The organism is Stenotrophomonas sp. STEN022, assembly GCF_056760155.1.
In genome coordinates this window covers 1-18,044 of record NZ_JBRREG010000020.1, presented here as the reverse complement: position 1 = coordinate 18,044, position 18,044 = coordinate 1, and the positions used below count along the sequence as shown (strand labels likewise).

The following is an 18,044-nucleotide window of genomic DNA, read 5'->3' as shown; positions in this document are numbered from 1 at the left end:
GTCGGGACGGGTGAACGAACAACGGGCTACGGCCGACAAGATGGCCGCAGCCACAATGAAGACGCAGTAGAGGAACTCGGACTTATCTTTCATATCTTGTACTCGAAGCGATACGCCTATGCGAGGCGCACACGCAAAGCAGGAGGATCCTGCTTCAGCGTAGTACTAAGGGTCTGAAATAAATTCAAATAGAAGATAGGTCAAGCGATTACCATGGAACCGTCGGTACGGTGACCCATCCCCACCGGCATTTCCAGGGGACATGTGGGACAAAGAATGACAAAGGAATGGGCCCCGTCGTGGGTGGGCCGGCACGTAACGGGATCATCGGAGTGGCGCTTGCGCTTGGAGGGTTTGGAGCTCTCCTTCGTCCTCGACGGCCGCACCCATCGGGTCAACGTAGAGGACGAAGCCACTTACCGCGTCAACGCCGGCACCTTCTGGACCGACATCACGTTTCACCCGGGGCAGAACCGGGAAGTGAAGGCCGATGGATTGCCCAACGCCCAAGGTGCTACCTTGGTTCAGGCGTTGAGCATTGCATTGACGGAGAAGCGCCTGCGCGAGGACGTGGAGCTCCTCAAGGGCGAGCAGCGCACGATGAATACATGGCTGGACTACAAGGCAGAACAAGAGCAAGCCTGTTCGGAGCGGCGCCGCTGGTTCACCCATGAGCAGCAGGACGACGTCCTGGCGGCCGCCCTAGGGTTGATCCTGCCGCCCTTCGGGCTCGCTTGAAGAAGCCGGGCGTGGCGGTCCGGCTGGGGCCGACGGCCCAAGCGATCGAGCGCTCGTTGGCTGCATGGGAAACCGACCACCGCCCAGCCTGGGCCGCGCTTAACGCCGCCCACGTGGAACACGAGTTGGTGGCCTGCAAAGACTTGCTGGACCGGGTGGATAGCAAACCGCTCACCCCGGAACAAGCAAGGGCAGTGGTGTGCTTCGACAACCGCGTGCAGGTGGTGGCCTCGGCCGGCTCGGGCAAGACTTCGACGATGGTCGCCAAGGCGGCTTATGCCATCCACCGCGGGTTCGTGGCACCCAAACGGATCGTCCTGCTGGCGTTCAACAAGCAGGCCGCCGAAGAGCTCAAGGACCGCGCAGCCATGGCGTTTGAGCGCCTGGGCATGGCGGAGGTGACGGGACACTCCAGCCGGTGTCCAACTTCCCTTGCCGCTCAGGCCCTTACGCGCCCGGGCACCCGCCTTAGTGGGTCCAAGGGACGGTCCAACAGGGCGATGATAACGCAGGTGGGCCTGGCAAGCCTGCCAATCAGGGGATGGGCTGGCGCTTAACCGGCACGGTCATCAAGCGACGCAGGCCTGCTGGATTTCAGGATCTAGCTGCTCGGCCGGCAGTCGGCTGAGCTCTCTGGCGAGGTTGACCTTGCGCGTAGTCATCGCAACTTCCAGCAACACACTATCCACAGGCTTGCCGCGCGCGTCCTTCCACCAGTTCAGCACATCCACCATGTGGAACAGTTCCAAGCTGCCCTCATGAACAGCGATGGGGAACTGGCTATCTGCCATGCTGGTCTTGCGGACATTTTGTCGGCTGCACCCAATGAAATCAGCGATGTCCGACAAGCCAACCAAATCGGGTTGTGCCTCAATTAGGCTCGCACCAGGTATCGCCTTGCGCACATCGGCCAACGCACTGACCATCGCTTCCGTAGCGGAGCTTGCCGAGCGCATAAATTCCAGCGCAATACGGCCCCTCTTCCCAAGACCAACAAGCGCGTCATCACACCCGGCAGCCTCCAAGCTGGCCACGTAAGCCTCGGGGTCGGCGTCATTGTCCGGCAAGGAAAATTTCAGGATGAACTCATAGTCATTCATTTTCATCTTCTTGTTCAGCTTGTGGGACGGCTTGGGCTGCTTGCGCTGCTTGGGCAACTCTGGCGGCCTGAGCGGCGACACATCGATCAACCCGAGCGCGAAGCTGCTTGGCGTGATTACCAGCGTTTTTTGGTGTTGACCAAATACTCGTCTTGCACCATTCACCGCAGGGAGCGCACGGTGTAAGTTTGTTAGGGCAATACATCACGCCCCAATGCGATCGGTTGTCCTCCACTCGCCAGCCATTAGCTTCGGCATGCTGCAAAGCATCCTCCACTTCCGATTTCGGGTGTTTTCCTCGCGCCGCCATTCTTGCTCCTTTTTAATGTAGAGGCGCCCATCTTGGTTGTCAACTGACAACCAGCCTATGAGCATGAAACCCTAGTGCCAGATGGACGCACCCGCCGTCTCAGCATGATGTGAGACACAGTGAGGCTGATTGTGCATCTATAAATATCAGTCCCGTCGGTTGTCATGCGAAGCTTAACGCCTTCACGGAACGGGGGGGGCAAATGGAATTTATCGGTAAGCCGATCACCGGCAACATGCTGCACAACATCCACGTCGGCGCCATCACGGAGTGCGCCGAAGTCAAAACCGCGGTAGCGTATGCGACCAAGCCAGTCGGCGACATCCTTCTATTCGAAGACTGCTTTGCCAAGGGGAAAAAACTGACCTTCTATGGCCGTGTTGACGGGTCTTGTCCAATCGATCTTCGCATCTTGGAATGGTTTCTTCGGAAGAGCTCGCCAAATGCGATCTGCAACCTCGTGCCCCATTGGCTTCATGCCAAAGTGATCTGGTGGGTAGGCCAAGGTGCCTATATCGGTTCGGCCAACCTCACTGACCGTGCTTGGTTCAAGAACTTCGAAGCTGGCGTCTACATCACGCACGAGGAACTCGAACAGTTTGGCCAGTTGCTCCAATTAGAGGCCTTCTTCGATGGCTTGGCTCAAAAATGCATGCCCCTTGACCAAGAAGAGTATGACCGCCAAATCAAGCAGCAGAAAGCGCGGGAAGACCTTCTCGCGAAGTTAGGAAAGATCGAGTCCGAATACGAGGACAATCACTGGCGCCTGAAAGATCGGTCTCCACCGATCGCCGTCGTGCCCACCCGAAAGGCCAGAGATAAGAAGATTGCTGAGTTTAGGGACGAGTGGGCTTCTACGCTTACGCTCATCCGTGCCATAGGAGCTCGCGTGGCAGCTGACGAGAACCGGCCTTCTTGGATCTCCTCCGAGGTGCCACAAGGCGTCCAAGGCGATCAGTTCCTTCATGCCTATTACTACCAAGTCGTGCGGCCAAATATGGAGAAGGATGCCTACGAGCGAGACTTCCGGAACAACCGTCTGAGCCCGGAGGCCGCACTTAAAAAGGCGCTAGCTTGGTGGAAATCCGGTGCCTACAAACACGAGCACGAGGAATGGACTGTCTACACATCCGCCCCATTGCTCAGCCAGCTTCTAGCCCGTGGGAATATCAACAAGTTGACAGAGGCTGAGTGGGTAGAGGCGCTGACTCATGTCTACGCTTTTGGCGACCACGCGGCGAAGATCAACAACGCCTTTCTCGGACTTGGGTCTGATCCTGGCAGCGCAGCCAAAGGAGTCGCCCTGGCAAAGATGCTTTGGAACCAGAAATCCGGAAACGGCATGTCTGCTCCCGAAGTTCTGGATTACGTTATTTGGGGGTCCGGAGACGTTGCCGAACGCATCTGGATGGCAAGTCATGAGGCCGACTACAAGCTTCCTCATATCGGCGCCAACATCTTGGGCGAGATCGTCGGCTGGGCAAGACCCACTGAATTCCCACCAAGAAACTCGCGCACAAGCAAGGCGCTTCGGGCACTTGGGAATGATGTAGAGGTTGTGGTTTAGTCGGACTTCGCAGGTTGTCAATCGCTGCGCCGCGGCGGCAGTGATGCTACTGCCAGAATGGATGTGCTGCCCAATCGTCTGGGCAACCCATGCTTGCAATTTTGATCTTGGAGCAAATTCCCGCCGGGAAGCTTGATAGGTGCTCTGACACTCGTTCAGCCCACCCTGAGTCTGGACAGACTGTGGACATCAGATGCGAAATCACGCACAGCGTTGCGTAGGGACGGCTCGCGTCCAAAGACCTCAATACTGCACCAGTCGCCCCCATCTGCCCTTCCCTTGGAAGGGTGGGCATATCCACCATGTTGCGGTTCCACAGTCGGCTATGGTGCGCCACGATATTTCGCACATAGTTGATCGTGCGCATCCAGGACTTAGCTAAGTGGGGATGAGGGATTTGAAAGCGGCGTGCCAGTCCCAGTTGATCCGTGTAACGCATTCCAGAATAGAAGTGAGACAGCATCCCAAAATCCCACACTTCGATCACAACCCATATAGGCAAGGGCAAGCCATACTTCGAGCGATAGTGCGCCACGAATTCTTCTTTTGACTTATCTACCTGACTTGCCTGCTTCACCAACCAACGATCATGCCTCGAAGGCAGATCCTTGGCATCTGGCTGTTGGCTTTCTTTTTCTCTTCTGGTGAAATTTCCGTCCAGCAAAGACACGTCTTCCTGGGCAAAGGCGGAATGACGGCCGAGCTCATATGCAACATCAACTCGCATTGCTACTTCTATGCGTTCGATTGCATCCATGAGCAACAAACGGAGCTTCTTGTCGAAGAGATAGAGTTCAACCGCGCCCTCAAAGGTGGCGTCATCTTCGAACTCATTCCCCACCTGTCGAATGGTGGTCTGCGTGCTTGGATCTTCAACAACAACCAGTTTGCGCATTGGATACCAATACGCACTCAGCCGGTAATATCCAAGTTGACAAAGATGGGAAAGAGCAGCTTGGTCGTCGGCGACCTGCAAGCCGCGCTCTTTCAGTCGGTCCAGCTGCTGCTGATACGTAAGATGCGTGCCACCATACGTCGACATCGCCGCCCCCAAAAAAGAAAACCCGGCCTTATGCCTTTCGACACAGGGGACCGGGCCGTGTTACCAGCAAGTCTAGGGGTAGGCCTGGCGCGAGTCAACTGCCCCCGGTCGGCCCCGCCCCGTGAGACCGGACGCCTCTATCCTTAGCCTCAACGGCCTAGGAACGGGGTCAGGAAGCGTTTCGGACGAACGAGGGTCTCGCTCTGTGCGACACACGGGCTGCAACCTTGTCTGACTAAGGAGCTGACCATGACCCGCGACGATGACCTAATTAGAGCCCTGATGCTGGCCCTTGAACAGGCCAATAGCTACGTCAACGACAACCTGGTCGTTGAGGGTTACACCCGAGACCAGGTCGCCTATCACCTCGGCCTCATTGTCAGGGCTGGCTATGCCGAGGGCCCACAACCTCGCTACTCATCCAGTGGGAGCGATCCAACCATTCCCCTATTCGTCGTTGTAAACCGTCTCTCGCCTGCTGGCCACGACTTCATTGCCTCCCTGCGCGACGACACGGTATGGGCCAAGGTCAAGGAGCGCTTGGCCAAGGTCGGCGGAACAGCAAGCTTGGACATCATCGGCCAAGTCGGCGCCTCTATTACGAAGCAAATGCTTGGCCTCACCTAGGAGCCGTCATGTCTCAATCCGACACTGAGGTGCAGATGCAGATGATGTTCATGCACCGCGTATTGCGCGCCCTTGTTCAGTCCCATCCGCGTCGCCATGCACTGATCGACGCTTGGCAAACCGAGTCAAGTGAAGCGCTGGCACACTTTGGAATTCAACGCATTGGCATTGGTGCCACTGATGAAGTGGAACGTGCCGCAGAGAAAGCCTTCTGGCAGTGGAATTCGCTTATCCGCGAACTGCCCGAGCCCAACTAGGCTTGAAGCTCAACTATTGCCTGGCGCTCTTTCGGAAAGCTTCCAAGGTGAGGCGTCACGCAGTTCAATCAAGTGCTCTGGCTCTGACATACACCAGGCATAGGAGCCCCACGCGAGCTCGGAGACCCCCTTCTTGAAGGGTGCATTGCCACGATCCTTGTAGGCGGTGAGGAAGGCCAGCGTTGAGACCTCGAAGCCGGCTTCCAATGCGATCGCAGTCAGCGCTTTCTTCCTCGTTTCGGTAATCGGACCATCGGTCGCGACGACTTCAACGAACACCACGAGCATATCCGCGCCGTTTTCCTGCGAACCCAGGTCAACCAGGATGATGTCGGGGAGTGTTTTTGAGGGATCGATTTTCAAGCCCAACTTCTTGGCCAGAGCATCGTCTTGCGCCACCACCTTGTTGCCTGACTCAGAGAGCCAGAGAACAGCGGGCTCCTTCAAAAACCTAGGCGCGAAGTCTTCAACGACAGCTTTGGAGATCACGCTGGAAGGGCCAGGACTTAGCGACCTGGTTCCCCCGTTGGGGAAAGAAACCGAGACAGCATCTTTGGATGCACCCGCTCCGCTCTTGACTAGGTGAACACGGGCAAGCGCCGCTTTGGACAAATGGGCTTTCTGCCAATCCGCAATGGCCGTGGTCAGTGCTTCGCCTTGTAAATCTGGATCGAACAGCGCCGCGAAGGCCGCGTTGAGCGCATAGGTAGGCTTGGATGATGTGGGCGGTATACCTGCGAGCTGAATAACTGCGCGACAAGGGATAAAACCCTCTCTTAACGTCTCATCGCGAACTGGCTCACGGCTGTTATTGGCATACCAAGTGTTTGCTGGCCGCACCTTCTTGTTAGAAAGAGAGACTTTGATCCATTCACGCCGACTCTCATCATCAAGAAGCGCGGCCTGTGCGTCGGACATATCGGTGATCTGGCTGGGCCTGAGCCAGTGCCCAGCCCCCTCGACTGCACCCGAGTAGAAGAAGACAAAGACCGATCGCGCGGCCATCTCACGGATGACATAGTTTCGATGTGCCGTGCCTTCCGGAAAAATCAGTGGCAATCGCTCGGCGATGAGTTCAATCGAAGGAACTTTGGGCAGACCCACTTCATAGCACCCCATAGCAAGTGGCGATGACCATCTCAACCATCTCAGTTGACCCCCCATTTTTTACCAGAAGGTCAAGCTGGCTCAGCTCCTTTACCGACGGGAGCGGGAGCGCGTTGATCTCATACGCCGAAACGGCAACGCTACCACTAATACAGCGGAACACGCGATCCAAGGTTCGGCTATTGAGCAGCGCCTCGATGGTTTCCAGGGAAATAGGCGCTTTCTTTGGCGCTATGGCATACACCATGTTGAGATGGTTCTCGACGATGGCGCCGCCATGGATATCCAAGAATTTCTGAGGCACCGCAGCGGCCACGAGACGTCGCCCCTGCTCCTTAGACGTCGTTCGCTGAACAAGGATGCAGGGCCGGTCCAGCACCAAGTGCTCCTGGTTCTTCTCCAAGACGAAATAGGGAACATGGTTCCGCCGCTCAGCGCTGAATTCGAAGCCCATCGTGCTAACGGACTCCGCCCAGATAAGAGGCAGCGTCTTATCTGTCCGAATGTTGCTCAATTGCTTCTTGTATCGGTTCCACACGAGAGGACCCGTGGACACCGCATAACCTAGATCACTGAGCCTGGTTGGCAGGCACGCGAGTATGCGCAACAGCTCCGCATCGCTCCGAGTGCGTGGCAGCAGCCAGGGACCGCCCGTCTTATCGACTTGAACATCCCAGATCGGTTCCACCCGCGCAGCGTTGAGGCCCTGGGGGACAAGGGCAGAGACCCTTGCCGGCGCGCCACCACTGCGGGTGTAGGTGGCGAGCAACGTCTCCTGAAGGACGTCGTCAAAAACGCCATGGCGATCCGATACGAAATCGAAGGCGACAGGCGAGGCCTCCGTAGTCAGCAGCTGGCGCAATGCTTTGAAATACTGCCCCCCCAAGAAGGATGTGGGGGTCAAATAGGCCACAACGCCGGTTGGCTTGGCCAGCCGCAGCGCCAAATCAGTGAACAACCCATACAGGTTTGCATGCCCGTAGAGGGAGCGCGCGTAGCGCTCGCGCATCGATGGGGAGAGCTTCAAGCGGCCATACGGCGGATTGCCGATCACTAGGTCGTAAGTGCCCTCCGGCTGTGGATTGAGGGCATCGGCGACCACCACGACCTCCGTCAGGCGGCGCTTGGCCAACACACAGATTGGGATCACTGCTGCATCCAGCAAGACCTGCGTCATCCAGGCAGCGAACGGATCCAACTCCACCCCTCGCAGACGCTTGCTAAGGCTGCGAACGATCCAATCAGGGGAGGCACCTTCGGATTTGGCCACCATACGAAGCGCCAACGGAGCCAAGAACGCTCCTCCGCCACATGCTGGGTCAATTGCACTACCGCGCGAAAAATCGAAGCCTGCAGCTTCCGCCAAATCAAGAAGGCGAGCGACCAACGGGGGCGGGGTGTAGTAGGCGCCCATTTCTGACCTGATCGAGTCCGGCAACATCACCGTGTAGATCGATCCGATGAGGTAGCCCGCATCCTCCGTTGGAAACTCGGTGATCAAGGCGCCAATGCTTTCTGCCACGCGCCGAACATCTGCTGGCAGGTTGGGAAGAACACTTGGGGCGGGGCGGATCTTCATCGTCGTCCCATGCCGCTCGACAAGCTTATCCCAGTAGGTATCGATTACTACTGCGCAGAACCCGCGAGCATGCGCCAGACGGTTTTTCTCCGTCTTCTTGGACTCAGCATAGCCGCGCGCCATCGCCTTGCAGGCGTGATAACGGTCAAGCGGCGACCGATCTGTCTCAGTTGGTGGCAATGGCGCTGGTAGGGTCATGGTCAGATTGCTTGTTACTTGTGAACGGGGCCAACGCACCGGACCCGAGAATTTTACACGGGATAGGACTGTCGGCCGAGGCCGAGACCGAATCACACCATCTTTGCCGCTCAAAAGCTGAGACCCTCGTCTACGCCACACTAGCGCAGCGGTGGAGGCAGCCCTTCAGCTGTATCCCAAAAACCCAAAGCGGATCGCAATATTTGGCCAGACCCGCAGGCAGCAGGTCAATGCCGTAGGACACATAGTGATCGTCGGTGACCCGGGACGTCCGACTTCGAGTGATGCGGCTAGATCAACGCCAACAGCGCCTTCCACGCCACAACCTGCTCCATCTCGGACAGGAATATCTCGCGCCGAGTGCGCTTGCGTCGGCCTTGTTGTTCGGCGTCGCCAAGCTCAAGTTGGTGCTGAATGTTAACGCGGCGAACGAAGCTGACCGTGCTTATGAGCATTTCTTCCAGATCATCTCGGCTCTCGCTAATGCAGCGATCCCCGCCGCGTTACACGATCGGAAGTTACTGGAGATACGCGCCGGCGATGCCCCATTGCTCGTCAACGGCTATGCGATTGCGCTGCGGCGCATTGAATGGCCGAGCGGCATCCAGGGCGGGCACGAGCTTGCTTTCATCATCGAAGTTGCGGATGGGCCAACTTCCGCCACAAATGCTGCCAGTCCTGCGCACACGTAACCTGGCTGAGGTAACCATTTCGTGCCGTATCCGGAAGCATGCGCTAGGGAAGGTATGAACAACTCCAGTCCAGCGCTTCAGCGACATGCAATCCAGCCAGATTGAAGCTTGCTGGAACGAAGACTCAATAACTTTCCGGATGGCGAAACGTTCAGACCGTCCTTAGGAAGGTCCTCACATCCCTGCCGGCCCGAGACGGCGCACCAAGAACCCGTCCCCCGTCCAAGAAACGGTGCAACGAATGTGCTTCGGGGATCCACCGAAGCAAGCAGCGCCGATCTCCGCCAATTTGGGCTTCGAATGGTCGAAAGTCTGTAGATTCATATCCGATGCGGATGCTGCCAGATAGTCCGCCAATCGGATCATCGGATCCAGATGATTCTGCCCCTGCCTGTCAGGCTCTACGTGCATGATCCTGGGTTTGTCCAACAGAAGCAGCGCACCATCAGCCGAAGGCATGCGGCTCCCTTTCATCACGTAGAACATAAACGCAGCAATATCCCAGACGACGCCGTCGTGGCGATCCAGAAGCGCATCCCGATCGGAGACCCAACTCGCAAACTCCGGCTCGGCGGCCTGATCGAGATAGTCCAGGACAACAGCTGCGTACGTGGCGACCAGGAATACCTGCCGAGCTAGCTTCGCGTTCCCCTTGCGCTGCAACTCTGCGGAAAACCGCCTGAATCGTTGTCGCGCCTGTGCGAAGTACGGATTTGTGTGCCCGGCGTTCGCGCACATGGAATCCGCCAGTCGTTCGAACTCCTCCAGCCCTCCAATCATCTCGCCAACGGAGGCGTAACTGGCCAAGAAGCGATCCCCGTCATCAAGGACAAAGGTGAAGCTGAATGCAACCGGCGAATTGAGATATCGGATCAGTCCCGGCGCTGCCGATCTCGTGTGCTTGATATCGGCAGGTGCCTGACTATCGATATAGTCGAGGATGGTATCCAGTCTGTCGTGGTGAAACAGCACCACGAAGGAAGCCGTGTCATGTCGATCCGGATCATCGAAGACGTAGTCCGAGATGAGATGCCACGCCGCGCCTCGCGGCAACGCGTACACCCAGTTAGAGACTGCCTGCTTCGCGCTTTTGTCCAGCACTTTGGTCAGAGCGACCATGAGGTCAAACATGGAAAGAGGACCTTTTCGTCTGGGAAGGCCTGCCGCACCGTGCAATGGGTCGAGTAAGCGTACGCCGATTGCCGCCTAAATGTACGAGAGCTTCAGGCCTGATCGCAGACTTGGAGGACGCGATCCATCCAGGCGCTCTGCCCAGCGGTCGCCCACGCAGTGATCGGGCCGAGGCCTTGGATGAAACGAAGGGATGCCAGTTGATCGTCGCCTTGCGGCCAGTAAGGTCCGTCCGGAGAGAACACGAAGTGATCCCCCTGAAGGGCCCCGCAAGTGGTGCAGTGATGGACCAAGTAGGTTAGTTCCGAGGTCCGGGTGGGTGCGTAGCGCAACCACGGGGCGTGACTAGCCACGAAGTTTGCGGCGCTTTCGTCTAGGTGCTGGATGTAGTGCAGCAAGGCCCCCCACCTTGCTCCACCATACGGTAATCCCCCCGCAGATTAGCTGACGCCAAAAGTGGAATTTTCTCGTACCCTTTCCTGAGGAGGTTCCATGAAGACATCCCGCTTCACCGACAGTCAGATCATTGCCGTGCTTAAACAGGCCGAGGCCGGCACGCCCGTGCCGGAACTGTGCCGCCGACGCCCCCCCGGCCTGAGTAGAGGTCGGGTTTAGAGTCCTGTTTTGATCTTATCTATCTTCGCCGCCAGCTGCGCGGCGTACTGGGCAGGTGTCATTCCGCCGAGTGCTCTTTTGGGTCTTTCTTCGTTGTAGTCACGTCGCCAGCTTTCGATGCTGGTACGGGCATGGAGCAATGTTGGGAACCAGTGTTCGTTGAGGCATTCATCGCGTAGCCGGCCGTTGAACGACTCAACATATGCGTTCTGATTGGGTTTCCCGGGCTCGATCAGGCGCAGGGCGATTTCCTTGTCGTGAGCCCAAGCCACCATCGCTTTTCCGCAAAGTTCCTTGCCATTGTCCGTCCTGATGACTCGCGGCAGGCCGCGCTGAGCTGCCAGCCTGTCCAGTACCTTGGATACCCCTTGGCCCGATATCGCTCGCTCCACTTCGATGGCAACTGCCTCATGGGTCACATCGTCGACGATGGTCAGACACTTGATCACCCGACCCTCAGCAGTTCGATCAAACACGAAGTCCATCGACCACACTTCATTTGCAGCGAACGGCCGTATAGGCTTGACCATAGTCCCGACTGCAACGGCGGCGACTTGCTTGTTCACTAGGACCAGCCATGCAAAGGCCAAGCAAGAAATGGCCACTAGTCAGTTTTCTGATCTCGCAGCTTATCCAAGTAGTCAGCCCACCCCTGCATCATCTTCTTACGCTCTTTTAGGTGCGTCGTACGGTTGTATGCTCGCCCCAGAGGATCTCGAACCGCATGGGCTAGCTGATGCTCAATGAAGTCTGGCCTGTATCCCAGAACCTCGTCTAACAACGTTCGAGCCATGGCTCGGAAGCCGTGAGCAGTCATCATCGTGCCGTCGAAGCCCAGATTTCGCAGAGCAGCATTAATCGTGTTCTCGCTGATCGACTTCGAAATACTCCGAATACTGGGAAGCACATACTCGCTGCGCCTCGAATACGGACGAACCTCATCCAGAACTTCGATGGCCTGATGTGCCAGAGGGACGATGTGCGCCGTATGGGTCTTACTGGTCGTGTAGCGCCACTCTCCAGCTTGCAGGTCGATGTCCGACCAACGCGCTGCTCGGAGCTCCCCCGGGCGGACAAACAGAAGCGCTGAAAGCTTCAAAGCAGCAGAGACAATAGGGGACCCCTGATAGCCGTGAATGGCCTTGAGCAACTTGGCGACCTCTTCAGGCTCGGTCATGCTGGAGAAATGCGTCGTCTTCGTTGGAGACAAAGCACCAACAAGGCTAAGCGCAGGGTTGTTCTCGGCGCGTCCCGTGGCGATGGCATAGCGGAAAACAAGGCCTGCGGCAGCCCTGGTGCGATGCGCCGTCTCCACTGCTCCGCGCGCTTCGATTTTCCTGAGTGCCTTTAAGAGCATCGGCGCGGTGATACTGCGGATCGGCAGCTCAGCGATTCCACCCAGATCTCTCTCAAGCATTCGGCGCTCGCGAACGACCGAACCAGGACTGAGCGTCTTCGCACGCTGAAACATCAACTCTTCGGCGAGGCTACCGAAGGTATTTCCCGCCTCTTCTTGCTTAGCAGCGCGCTCTACTTTCGCCACCAGACTGGGGTCCACACCCTTTTTTACCAGTGCTCGGGCCCTATCACGCTCAGCGCGCGCCTCCGCCAGAGAGACAAGCGGATACTCCCCGATAGTCAGCATGTTCGCCTTGTCGCCAAATCGGTAGCGGTAACGCCATATCTTGGCGCCCGTCGTCCGGACTTCGATGCAAAGGCCATTGGCATCTGCGAGTCGAAAGACCTTGTGCTGAGGCTTGAGACTACGGAGCTTGGTGTCAGTCAGCATGTGTGTGAGTAACGCAATTGTGAGTAACGGAGGCCGGCCCCGCAATCTTACTCACACCGTTACTCACAATCCAATCGGATGACGCCGGACGACATCGAACTAGATTGGATGAAAAATCCCTATAAAACCTTGTATTTCAGCCACTTTCCGGACTACACCGGACTTCGCTGGACTATGAAATGGTGGGCCCACCAGGATTCGAACCTGGAACCAAAGGATTATGAGTCCTCTGCTCTAACCGTTGAGCTATAGGCCCGTAGCGACGACACAGTGTAGTGGAGCGCGCTGCGTGCGACTACTTCCCTGTGTCTGCTTTTGATGTACGCGTGTTGCGCAAAGCACACAGCTGGCGCATGGCTGCGTGCGTTGGCCAGCTCTCGGCCAGACTTCCCGCACTACCCAGCGCCATCCACCCAAAGAAAAACCCCGCCAAGGCGGGGTTTTTCATTCCAGCGCTTACGCGCCAGCAATCACTTGCAAGCCACCACTTACTCGATATCGAGGAAGCTACGCAGCTGCTCCGAACGGCTCGGGTGACGCAGCTTGCGCAGCGCCTTGGCCTCGATCTGACGGATACGCTCGCGGGTGACGTCGAACTGCTTGCCCACTTCTTCCAGCGTGTGATCGGTGTTCATGTCGATGCCGAAGCGCATGCGCAGCACCTTGGCTTCCCTCGGGGTGAGGCCAGCCAGCACGTCACGCACGGTTTCAGACAAGTTGATGTTGGTGGTGTTCTCGATCGGGGACTCCACGTTGGTGTCCTCGATGAAGTCGCCCAGATGCGAATCCTCGTCGTCGCCGATCGGGGTTTCCATCGAGATCGGCTCCTTGGCGATCTTCATCACCTTGCGGATCTTGTCTTCCGGCATGTCCATTTCCTTGGCCAGCTCCTCCGGCGTGGCCTCGCGGCCGTACTGCTGGAGCATCTGGCGGGAAATGCGGTTCAACTTGTTGATCGTCTCGATCATGTGCACCGGGATACGGATGGTGCGGGCCTGGTCGGCGATCGAGCGGGTGATCGCCTGGCGGATCCACCAGGTGGCATAGGTCGAGAACTTGTAACCGCGACGGTATTCGAACTTGTCCACGGCCTTCATCAGGCCGATGTTGCCCTCCTGGATCAGGTCCAGGAACTGCAGGCCGCGGTTGGTGTACTTCTTGGCAATGGAGATGACCAGGCGCAGGTTGGCCTCGACCATTTCCTTCTTGGCCTTGCGTGCCTTGGCTTCGCCGTAGGCCATGACGCGGCTGATTTCCTTCAGCTCGTCCAGGCTCAGCTGGGTGTCCTTCTCAAGGTCGATAGTGGCCTGCTGTTCGGCAACGATCTGGTCCTTGACGTCACGCAGGGCCGACGACCACTTCTGCTTACGCTTGATTGCGTCTTCCACCCACTCCAGATTCGTCTGGTTGCCTTCCCACGAGCGGATGAAATCCTTACGCGGCATACGGGCAGTGATGGTGGCCAGGTGCAGCACGCGGCGCTCCTGCGACTTGACCTGGGCCATGGTGTCGCGCAGCAGGCGGACCAGCACGTCGGTCAGCGGCAGCGGCAGCTTCAGGGTCACGAAGGTGGCCGAGATTTCCTCGCGCAGCTTGGCCTGGGCCTTGACGTCGCCCTTGGCGTGGGCCTTCTTGAACTTGGCCATGTCGGCGGCCAGCTGCTCCATGCGGGCAGCTACTTCCACCGGGTCCGGACCGGTCGGGCCGGCTTCTTCCTCGACGTCGTCGCCATCATCGTCTTCGTCGCCGTCTGCATCAGCGTCGTCGCTGGTGTCTTCGGCAACGGCCGGTGCCGGCGCTTCCTCGACCAGGTCGTTGAAGCCGACGATCACTTCGGCCAGGCGCTTCTTGCCTTCCTTGTGCAGTTCGTAATCGGCCAGCACCGATTCAACGGCGAGCGGGAAGGTGCCCAGTGCAGCCTGCACCTGGCCCAGGCCTTCTTCGATGCGCTTGGCGATGGCGATTTCGCCTTCGCGGGTCAGCAGCTCGACCGTACCCATTTCGCGCATGTACATGCGCACCGGGTCGGTAGTGCGGCCACCTTCGGTATCGAGTGCGGTAAGTGCGGCAGCAGCTTCTTCAGCGGCGGTATCATCGACTTCACGGTTGCCGGTGTTGCCGTCGCTGAGCATCAGCGTGTCGGCGTCGGGGGCAACTTCGTGGACATCGATGCCCATGCCGGTGATCAGGCCGATGATGTCTTCGATCTGCTCCGGATCGACCATGTCGTCGGGCAGATGATCGTTAACTTCGGCGTAGGTCAGGTAGCCCTGTTCCAGGCCCTTGCTGATCAGAAGCTTGATGTCGTTTTGCTGGGCAGGACGTTCGTTGGCCATGTAATGCTCGCGCCACCGGCGATTGTGAAGATGGGAACCTAGCATTATACCAGCGCAGCATAGCGCTTGCCGGGGCGGTGGGTTCGCGGCGCGCTACGGTCTGAGCAGAAAGGTTACGGGCCCATCGTTGATCAGGCTGACAACCATATGGGCACCAAAGCGGCCAATTTCCACCCCTGAGCTGTGTTTTTCACGGCAGATAGCCACCAATCGATTGAAAAGCCGTTCAGCCTCGGCCGGCGGCGCGGCGCTGGTGAAGCTCGGACGCATACCTGAACGGGTATCGGCGGCCAGGGTGAACTGGCTGACCAGCAGCAGCCCACCACCGGTATCGCGCAGGGAACGGTTCATCTTGCCGGCATCGTCGGCGAAAACCCGGTAACCGAGCAGCCGGTCCGCCATCCGCGACAGCATCGCCTCATCGTCGCCCGGCTCCACCCCCACCAGGGCAAGCAGGCCCGGGCCGATCTGCCCGACCACGGCACCGTCGACGGTGACCGAGGCCTGGGTGACACGTTGGATCAGGCAAAGCATTGGCAGCTCCTGCTGTGGGGCCGGGCACCATAGCACCGGGCGCCAGCGGCTAAACTTGGGGGAATGAAACCGCAATCCACCGCCAAGCTCTATTACCGCCTCGCCCGTGCCCTGACCCACCTGCCCTGGTCCTGGCAGCGGACCCTGGCCGACACGGTGGCCTGGCTGTGGCGCAGCATCAATGCCCGCGAAAGCCGGGTGACCCGCCGCAACCTGGAGCTGGTCTACCCGGAACTGGACCCCGCCCAGCGCGCGCGCCTGCACCGCGAGGTGCTGCGCACCACCGCCCGCCAGGCACTGGAAACCCTGTACCTGTGGACCCACGACCCGGCGCAGAACCTGTCCCGGCACCTGCGCGAACGCCACGGTCAGGACCTGTATGACGCCGCATTGGCGTCGGGCAAGGGCGTGATCGTGATCGCCCCGCATTACGGCAACTGGGAGCTGCTGAACCAGTGGCTGGCCTCGCGCGGGCCGATCGCCATCGTCTATGCACCGCCGGAGAACCCGGTCGGCGATGAATTCCTGCAGCTGTGCCGCGGCGGCGACAACGTACGCCAGGTGCGTGCTGAAGGCCCAGCAGTGCGGCAGCTGTTCAAGGTACTCAAGGAAGGCGGCGCCACCGGCATCCTGCCCGACCAGCAACCCAAGAACGGCGACGGTGTATTCGTCCCGTTCTTCGGCATGCAGGCGCTGACCATGACCCTGGTCAATCGCCTGGCCGAGCGCACCGGCGCCACCCTGCTGTACGGCTGGTGCGAGCGCACCGGCCCCAACCTGGACTTCGCCCTGCACATCGAACCGGCTGAACCACAAATCGCCGACCCGGATCTGCAACTGGCCGCCGCTACCCTCAATGCCGGCATCGAACGCATCGCCCGCCGCGATCCTGCGCAGTACCAGTGGACCTACAAGCGCTACACGCTGCGCCCGCCGGGCAGCGGCGAGCACGACCCTTACGCCACTGCCCGTCACCCGCACTGAACCTGCTGCTGCAACACTGCGTCACCCGTGCCGCTCGATTGATTCGACAGCCAACGGCCCCCATAAGGTTTCAAATGAACAGCCCCGCTTCCCCCAGCCCGTCCTACTTCGGCCAGACCGCCGCCATCCGCTGCGAGCGTGCCGCCGCCGAACTCCGTGCGGGCCGCCCGGTAGTGATCAGCGATGGCCGGCAACGGCTGGCCAGCATTGCCTTGGACAGCAGTTCGCCGGAAGGCTACGCCGCCTTTGCCGAGGCCGCGCAAGGCCGCCATTACCTGTTCCTGAGCGCAGCGCGCGCGCAGACGCTGGGCATCAACGCCGCCAACGGCATCCACCTGCCACTGGCTGATCGCGCATTTGCCGAGCTGCCAGCACTGGCCTACCTGCGCGATGCAGTCGCACCGGCCGATGCACAAGCCAATGGCAATGCGCTGGACGCTGCAACGGTGGAAGTGGCGCGGCTTGGCCTGTTGTTGCCGGCCATGATCTCGGTGGAACTGGATGCGGCGGGCAGCCCCTTCGATGACTGCCTGCAGTTGGACACCACCGCCCTGTACGAAGGTGCTGACCAGGCAGGCCAGGACTACGAACTGGTAACGCGCTCGCCAGTGCCACTGCGTGACGTAGGCATGAGCGAGTTCGCCGTGTTCCGTGGCGGCGTGGCACAGCGCGACCAGGTTGCGGTGATCGTTGGCAATCCGGACATGAGCGGCATCGTGCCGGTGCGCGTGCATTCGTCCTGCCTCACCGGCGACCTGTTCGGCTCGCTCAAATGCGATTGCGGCGACCAGCTGCGGCGCGGCCTGCGCACGCTCAAGGAGCTGGGCGGCGGCATCCTGTTGTACCTGGACCAGGAAGGCCGCGGCACCGGCATCGCCGCCAAGATGCGCGCCTACGGCTACCAGCACGAAGGCCTGGACACCATCGACGCCGATGCACAGCTCGGCTTCGGTGCCGACGAGCGCCGCTACGGCAGCGCGGTGGCCATGCTGCGCGCGCTGGGCGTGCAGCGCATCCAGCTGCTGACCAACAACCCCACCAAGGTGCAGCACCTGCGCAAGGCCGGCATCGAAGTGGTTGGCTGTGTCCCGGTCACCGGCGAGATCACCCACGAAAACGAGCAATACCTGCGCACCAAAGCCGCACGTGCCGGCCATCATCTGGATGTGGATGCGCTGATCATGGCGGCGCAGTAGGCGCCCCGCTTTTCGCGGCATTTGTTGTGGGAGCGGTGTAAGCCGCGAAGCCACTGCACGATCCGTGCGCCCACGATGGTGCCCAACCTTGATATTCCGAGCGCAGGCTTTCCGGCGGCCTGCAGCCTCGCCAGCTTCGCGGCTTACGCCGCTTGTGTCTGCCAGCCGAGTAGATTGTGGTTGAGAGCGGAGTGCGGCAGCCCGTTACGTCGCGGTGCCCAGAAGCACGTGTAGGAGTTGGG

The 18,044-nt window shown here is 59.2% G+C and carries 16 protein-coding genes, 1 tRNA gene and 2 pseudogenes; 9 read left to right on the top strand and 10 right to left on the bottom strand.

Features of this window, described 5'->3' with window-relative positions:
* Positions 1 to 339: 339 nt before the first annotated feature.
* Both ACVOMF_RS06430 and ACVOMF_RS06425 read left to right on the top strand, forming a co-directional pair.
* Positions 340 to 738: a hypothetical protein gene (locus ACVOMF_RS06430; protein ID WP_481508517.1), complete on the top strand. Its 399-nt coding sequence runs from the start codon at positions 340 to 342 to the stop codon at positions 736 to 738.
* The gene (locus ACVOMF_RS06425; protein ID WP_481508516.1) at positions 735 to 1,295 is read left to right on the top strand and encodes a UvrD-helicase domain-containing protein; all 561 of its coding nucleotides are present in this window, start codon (positions 735 to 737) and stop codon (positions 1,293 to 1,295) included. The genes ACVOMF_RS06430 and ACVOMF_RS06425 overlap by 4 nt, the downstream gene beginning before the upstream one ends.
* 12 nt (positions 1,296 to 1,307) lie before the next feature.
* Here ACVOMF_RS06425 and ACVOMF_RS06420 read toward each other — a convergent pair whose 3' ends face one another.
* The gene (locus ACVOMF_RS06420; RefSeq protein WP_481508540.1) at positions 1,308 to 1,919 is read right to left on the bottom strand and encodes a DNA-binding protein; all 612 of its coding nucleotides are present in this window, start codon (positions 1,917 to 1,919) and stop codon (positions 1,308 to 1,310) included.
* A 431-nt stretch (positions 1,920 to 2,350) separates the two neighbouring features.
* On the opposite strand from ACVOMF_RS06420, the gene ACVOMF_RS06415 reads away from it, so the two are divergent.
* Positions 2,351 to 3,715: a phospholipase D family protein gene (locus ACVOMF_RS06415; RefSeq protein WP_481508515.1), complete on the top strand. Its 1,365-nt coding sequence runs from the start codon at positions 2,351 to 2,353 to the stop codon at positions 3,713 to 3,715.
* Between the two features lie 46 nt (positions 3,716 to 3,761).
* Here ACVOMF_RS06415 and ACVOMF_RS06410 read toward each other — a convergent pair whose 3' ends face one another.
* Positions 3,762 to 4,757 carry an Abi family protein gene (locus tag ACVOMF_RS06410; RefSeq protein ID WP_481508514.1) on the bottom strand — a complete coding sequence of 332 codons (996 nt, stop codon included), beginning with the start codon at positions 4,755 to 4,757 and terminating at the stop codon, positions 3,762 to 3,764.
* Positions 4,758 to 5,006: 249 nt separating this feature from the next.
* Between ACVOMF_RS06410 and ACVOMF_RS06405 the strand changes: the two genes are divergently transcribed.
* A complete protein-coding gene (locus tag ACVOMF_RS06405; RefSeq protein WP_481508513.1) occupies positions 5,007 to 5,384 on the top strand; it encodes a DUF2513 domain-containing protein in 378 nt (125 codons plus the stop codon).
* A gap of 8 nt (positions 5,385 to 5,392) precedes the next feature.
* Positions 5,393 to 5,641 carry a hypothetical protein gene (locus ACVOMF_RS06400; RefSeq protein WP_481508512.1) on the top strand — a complete coding sequence of 83 codons (249 nt, stop codon included), beginning with the start codon at positions 5,393 to 5,395 and terminating at the stop codon, positions 5,639 to 5,641.
* A 9-nt stretch (positions 5,642 to 5,650) separates the two neighbouring features.
* Here the strand turns inward: ACVOMF_RS06400 and ACVOMF_RS06395 are convergent, their stop codons facing one another.
* Together ACVOMF_RS06395 and ACVOMF_RS06390 are read right to left on the bottom strand one after the other, a co-directional pair.
* Positions 5,651 to 6,745: a BsuBI/PstI family type II restriction endonuclease gene (locus ACVOMF_RS06395; protein WP_481508511.1), complete on the bottom strand. Its 1,095-nt coding sequence runs from the start codon at positions 6,743 to 6,745 to the stop codon at positions 5,651 to 5,653.
* Between the two features lies 1 nt (position 6,746).
* Positions 6,747 to 8,525, bottom strand: a complete 1,779-nt coding sequence (locus ACVOMF_RS06390) for an HsdM family class I SAM-dependent methyltransferase (RefSeq protein ID WP_481508510.1) — start codon at positions 8,523 to 8,525, stop codon at positions 6,747 to 6,749.
* A gap of 257 nt (positions 8,526 to 8,782) precedes the next feature.
* Here ACVOMF_RS06390 and ACVOMF_RS06385 point away from each other — a divergent pair, with 257 nt between their 5' ends.
* Positions 8,783 to 9,217, top strand: a complete 435-nt coding sequence (locus tag ACVOMF_RS06385) for a hypothetical protein (protein WP_481508541.1) — start codon at positions 8,783 to 8,785, stop codon at positions 9,215 to 9,217.
* A 174-nt stretch (positions 9,218 to 9,391) separates the two neighbouring features.
* On the opposite strand, the gene ACVOMF_RS06380 is transcribed toward ACVOMF_RS06385, so the two are convergent.
* On the bottom strand, positions 9,392 to 10,348 hold the full coding sequence (locus ACVOMF_RS06380; RefSeq protein ID WP_481508509.1) for a hypothetical protein: 957 nt from the start codon (positions 10,346 to 10,348) through the stop codon (positions 9,392 to 9,394).
* A gap of 492 nt (positions 10,349 to 10,840) precedes the next feature.
* Between ACVOMF_RS06380 and ACVOMF_RS06375 the strand changes: the two are divergent.
* Positions 10,841 to 10,927 (top strand): annotated as a pseudogene (locus tag ACVOMF_RS06375) (transposase); the annotation flags it as partial.
* A 32-nt stretch (positions 10,928 to 10,959) separates the two neighbouring features.
* Here ACVOMF_RS06375 and ACVOMF_RS06370 read toward each other — a convergent pair.
* From ACVOMF_RS06370 to dtd, 5 genes and pseudogenes are all read right to left on the bottom strand, one after another.
* Positions 10,960 to 11,478: pseudogene (locus ACVOMF_RS06370) on the bottom strand (IS3 family transposase); the annotation flags it as partial.
* Between the two features lie 89 nt (positions 11,479 to 11,567).
* Entirely contained in the window at positions 11,568 to 12,752 is a 1,185-nt protein-coding gene (locus ACVOMF_RS06365) for a tyrosine-type recombinase/integrase (protein ID WP_481508508.1), read from the bottom strand.
* Between the two features lie 180 nt (positions 12,753 to 12,932).
* A tRNA-Ile gene (locus tag ACVOMF_RS06360) sits at positions 12,933 to 13,008 on the bottom strand.
* 232 nt (positions 13,009 to 13,240) lie between these two features.
* Positions 13,241 to 15,088 (bottom strand): RNA polymerase sigma factor RpoD, encoded by a 1,848-nt coding sequence (gene rpoD / locus ACVOMF_RS06355; protein WP_303747752.1) that lies wholly within the window; start codon positions 15,086 to 15,088, stop codon positions 13,241 to 13,243.
* A gap of 93 nt (positions 15,089 to 15,181) precedes the next feature.
* Complete coding sequence (gene dtd / locus ACVOMF_RS06350) at positions 15,182 to 15,622, bottom strand: D-aminoacyl-tRNA deacylase (RefSeq protein WP_481508507.1); 441 nt, start codon at positions 15,620 to 15,622, stop codon at positions 15,182 to 15,184.
* Positions 15,623 to 15,685: 63 nt separating this feature from the next.
* On the opposite strand from dtd, the gene ACVOMF_RS06345 reads away from it, so the two are divergent.
* A complete protein-coding gene (locus ACVOMF_RS06345; protein WP_481508506.1) occupies positions 15,686 to 16,606 on the top strand; it encodes a lauroyl acyltransferase in 921 nt (306 codons plus the stop codon).
* A 74-nt stretch (positions 16,607 to 16,680) separates the two neighbouring features.
* Positions 16,681 to 17,802: a GTP cyclohydrolase II RibA gene (gene ribA / locus ACVOMF_RS06340; protein ID WP_481508505.1), complete on the top strand. Its 1,122-nt coding sequence runs from the start codon at positions 16,681 to 16,683 to the stop codon at positions 17,800 to 17,802.
* Positions 17,803 to 18,044: the final 242 nt, after the last annotated feature.

What these genes read in the sequence shown, in the direction of transcription:
- ACVOMF_RS06415 (WP_481508515.1), top strand. Translation starts at nt 2,351, where the DNA reads ATGGAATTTATCGGTAAGCCGATCACCGGCAACATGCTGCACAACATC.
- ACVOMF_RS06410 (WP_481508514.1), bottom strand. Translation starts at nt 4,757, where the DNA reads ATGTCGACGTATGGTGGCACGCATCTTACGTATCAGCAGCAGCTGGAC.
- ACVOMF_RS06405 (WP_481508513.1), top strand. Translation starts at nt 5,007, where the DNA reads ATGACCCGCGACGATGACCTAATTAGAGCCCTGATGCTGGCCCTTGAA.
- ACVOMF_RS06400 (WP_481508512.1), top strand. Translation starts at nt 5,393, where the DNA reads ATGTCTCAATCCGACACTGAGGTGCAGATGCAGATGATGTTCATGCAC.
- ACVOMF_RS06390 (WP_481508510.1), bottom strand. Translation starts at nt 8,525, where the DNA reads ATGACCCTACCAGCGCCATTGCCACCAACTGAGACAGATCGGTCGCCG.
- ACVOMF_RS06380 (WP_481508509.1), bottom strand. Translation starts at nt 10,348, where the DNA reads ATGTTTGACCTCATGGTCGCTCTGACCAAAGTGCTGGACAAAAGCGCG.
- ACVOMF_RS06365 (WP_481508508.1), bottom strand. Translation starts at nt 12,752, where the DNA reads ATGCTGACTGACACCAAGCTCCGTAGTCTCAAGCCTCAGCACAAGGTC.
- rpoD (WP_303747752.1), bottom strand. Translation starts at nt 15,088, where the DNA reads ATGGCCAACGAACGTCCTGCCCAGCAAAACGACATCAAGCTTCTGATC.
- dtd (WP_481508507.1), bottom strand. Translation starts at nt 15,622, where the DNA reads ATGCTTTGCCTGATCCAACGTGTCACCCAGGCCTCGGTCACCGTCGAC.
- ACVOMF_RS06345 (WP_481508506.1), top strand. Translation starts at nt 15,686, where the DNA reads ATGAAACCGCAATCCACCGCCAAGCTCTATTACCGCCTCGCCCGTGCC.
- ribA (WP_481508505.1), top strand. Translation starts at nt 16,681, where the DNA reads ATGAACAGCCCCGCTTCCCCCAGCCCGTCCTACTTCGGCCAGACCGCC.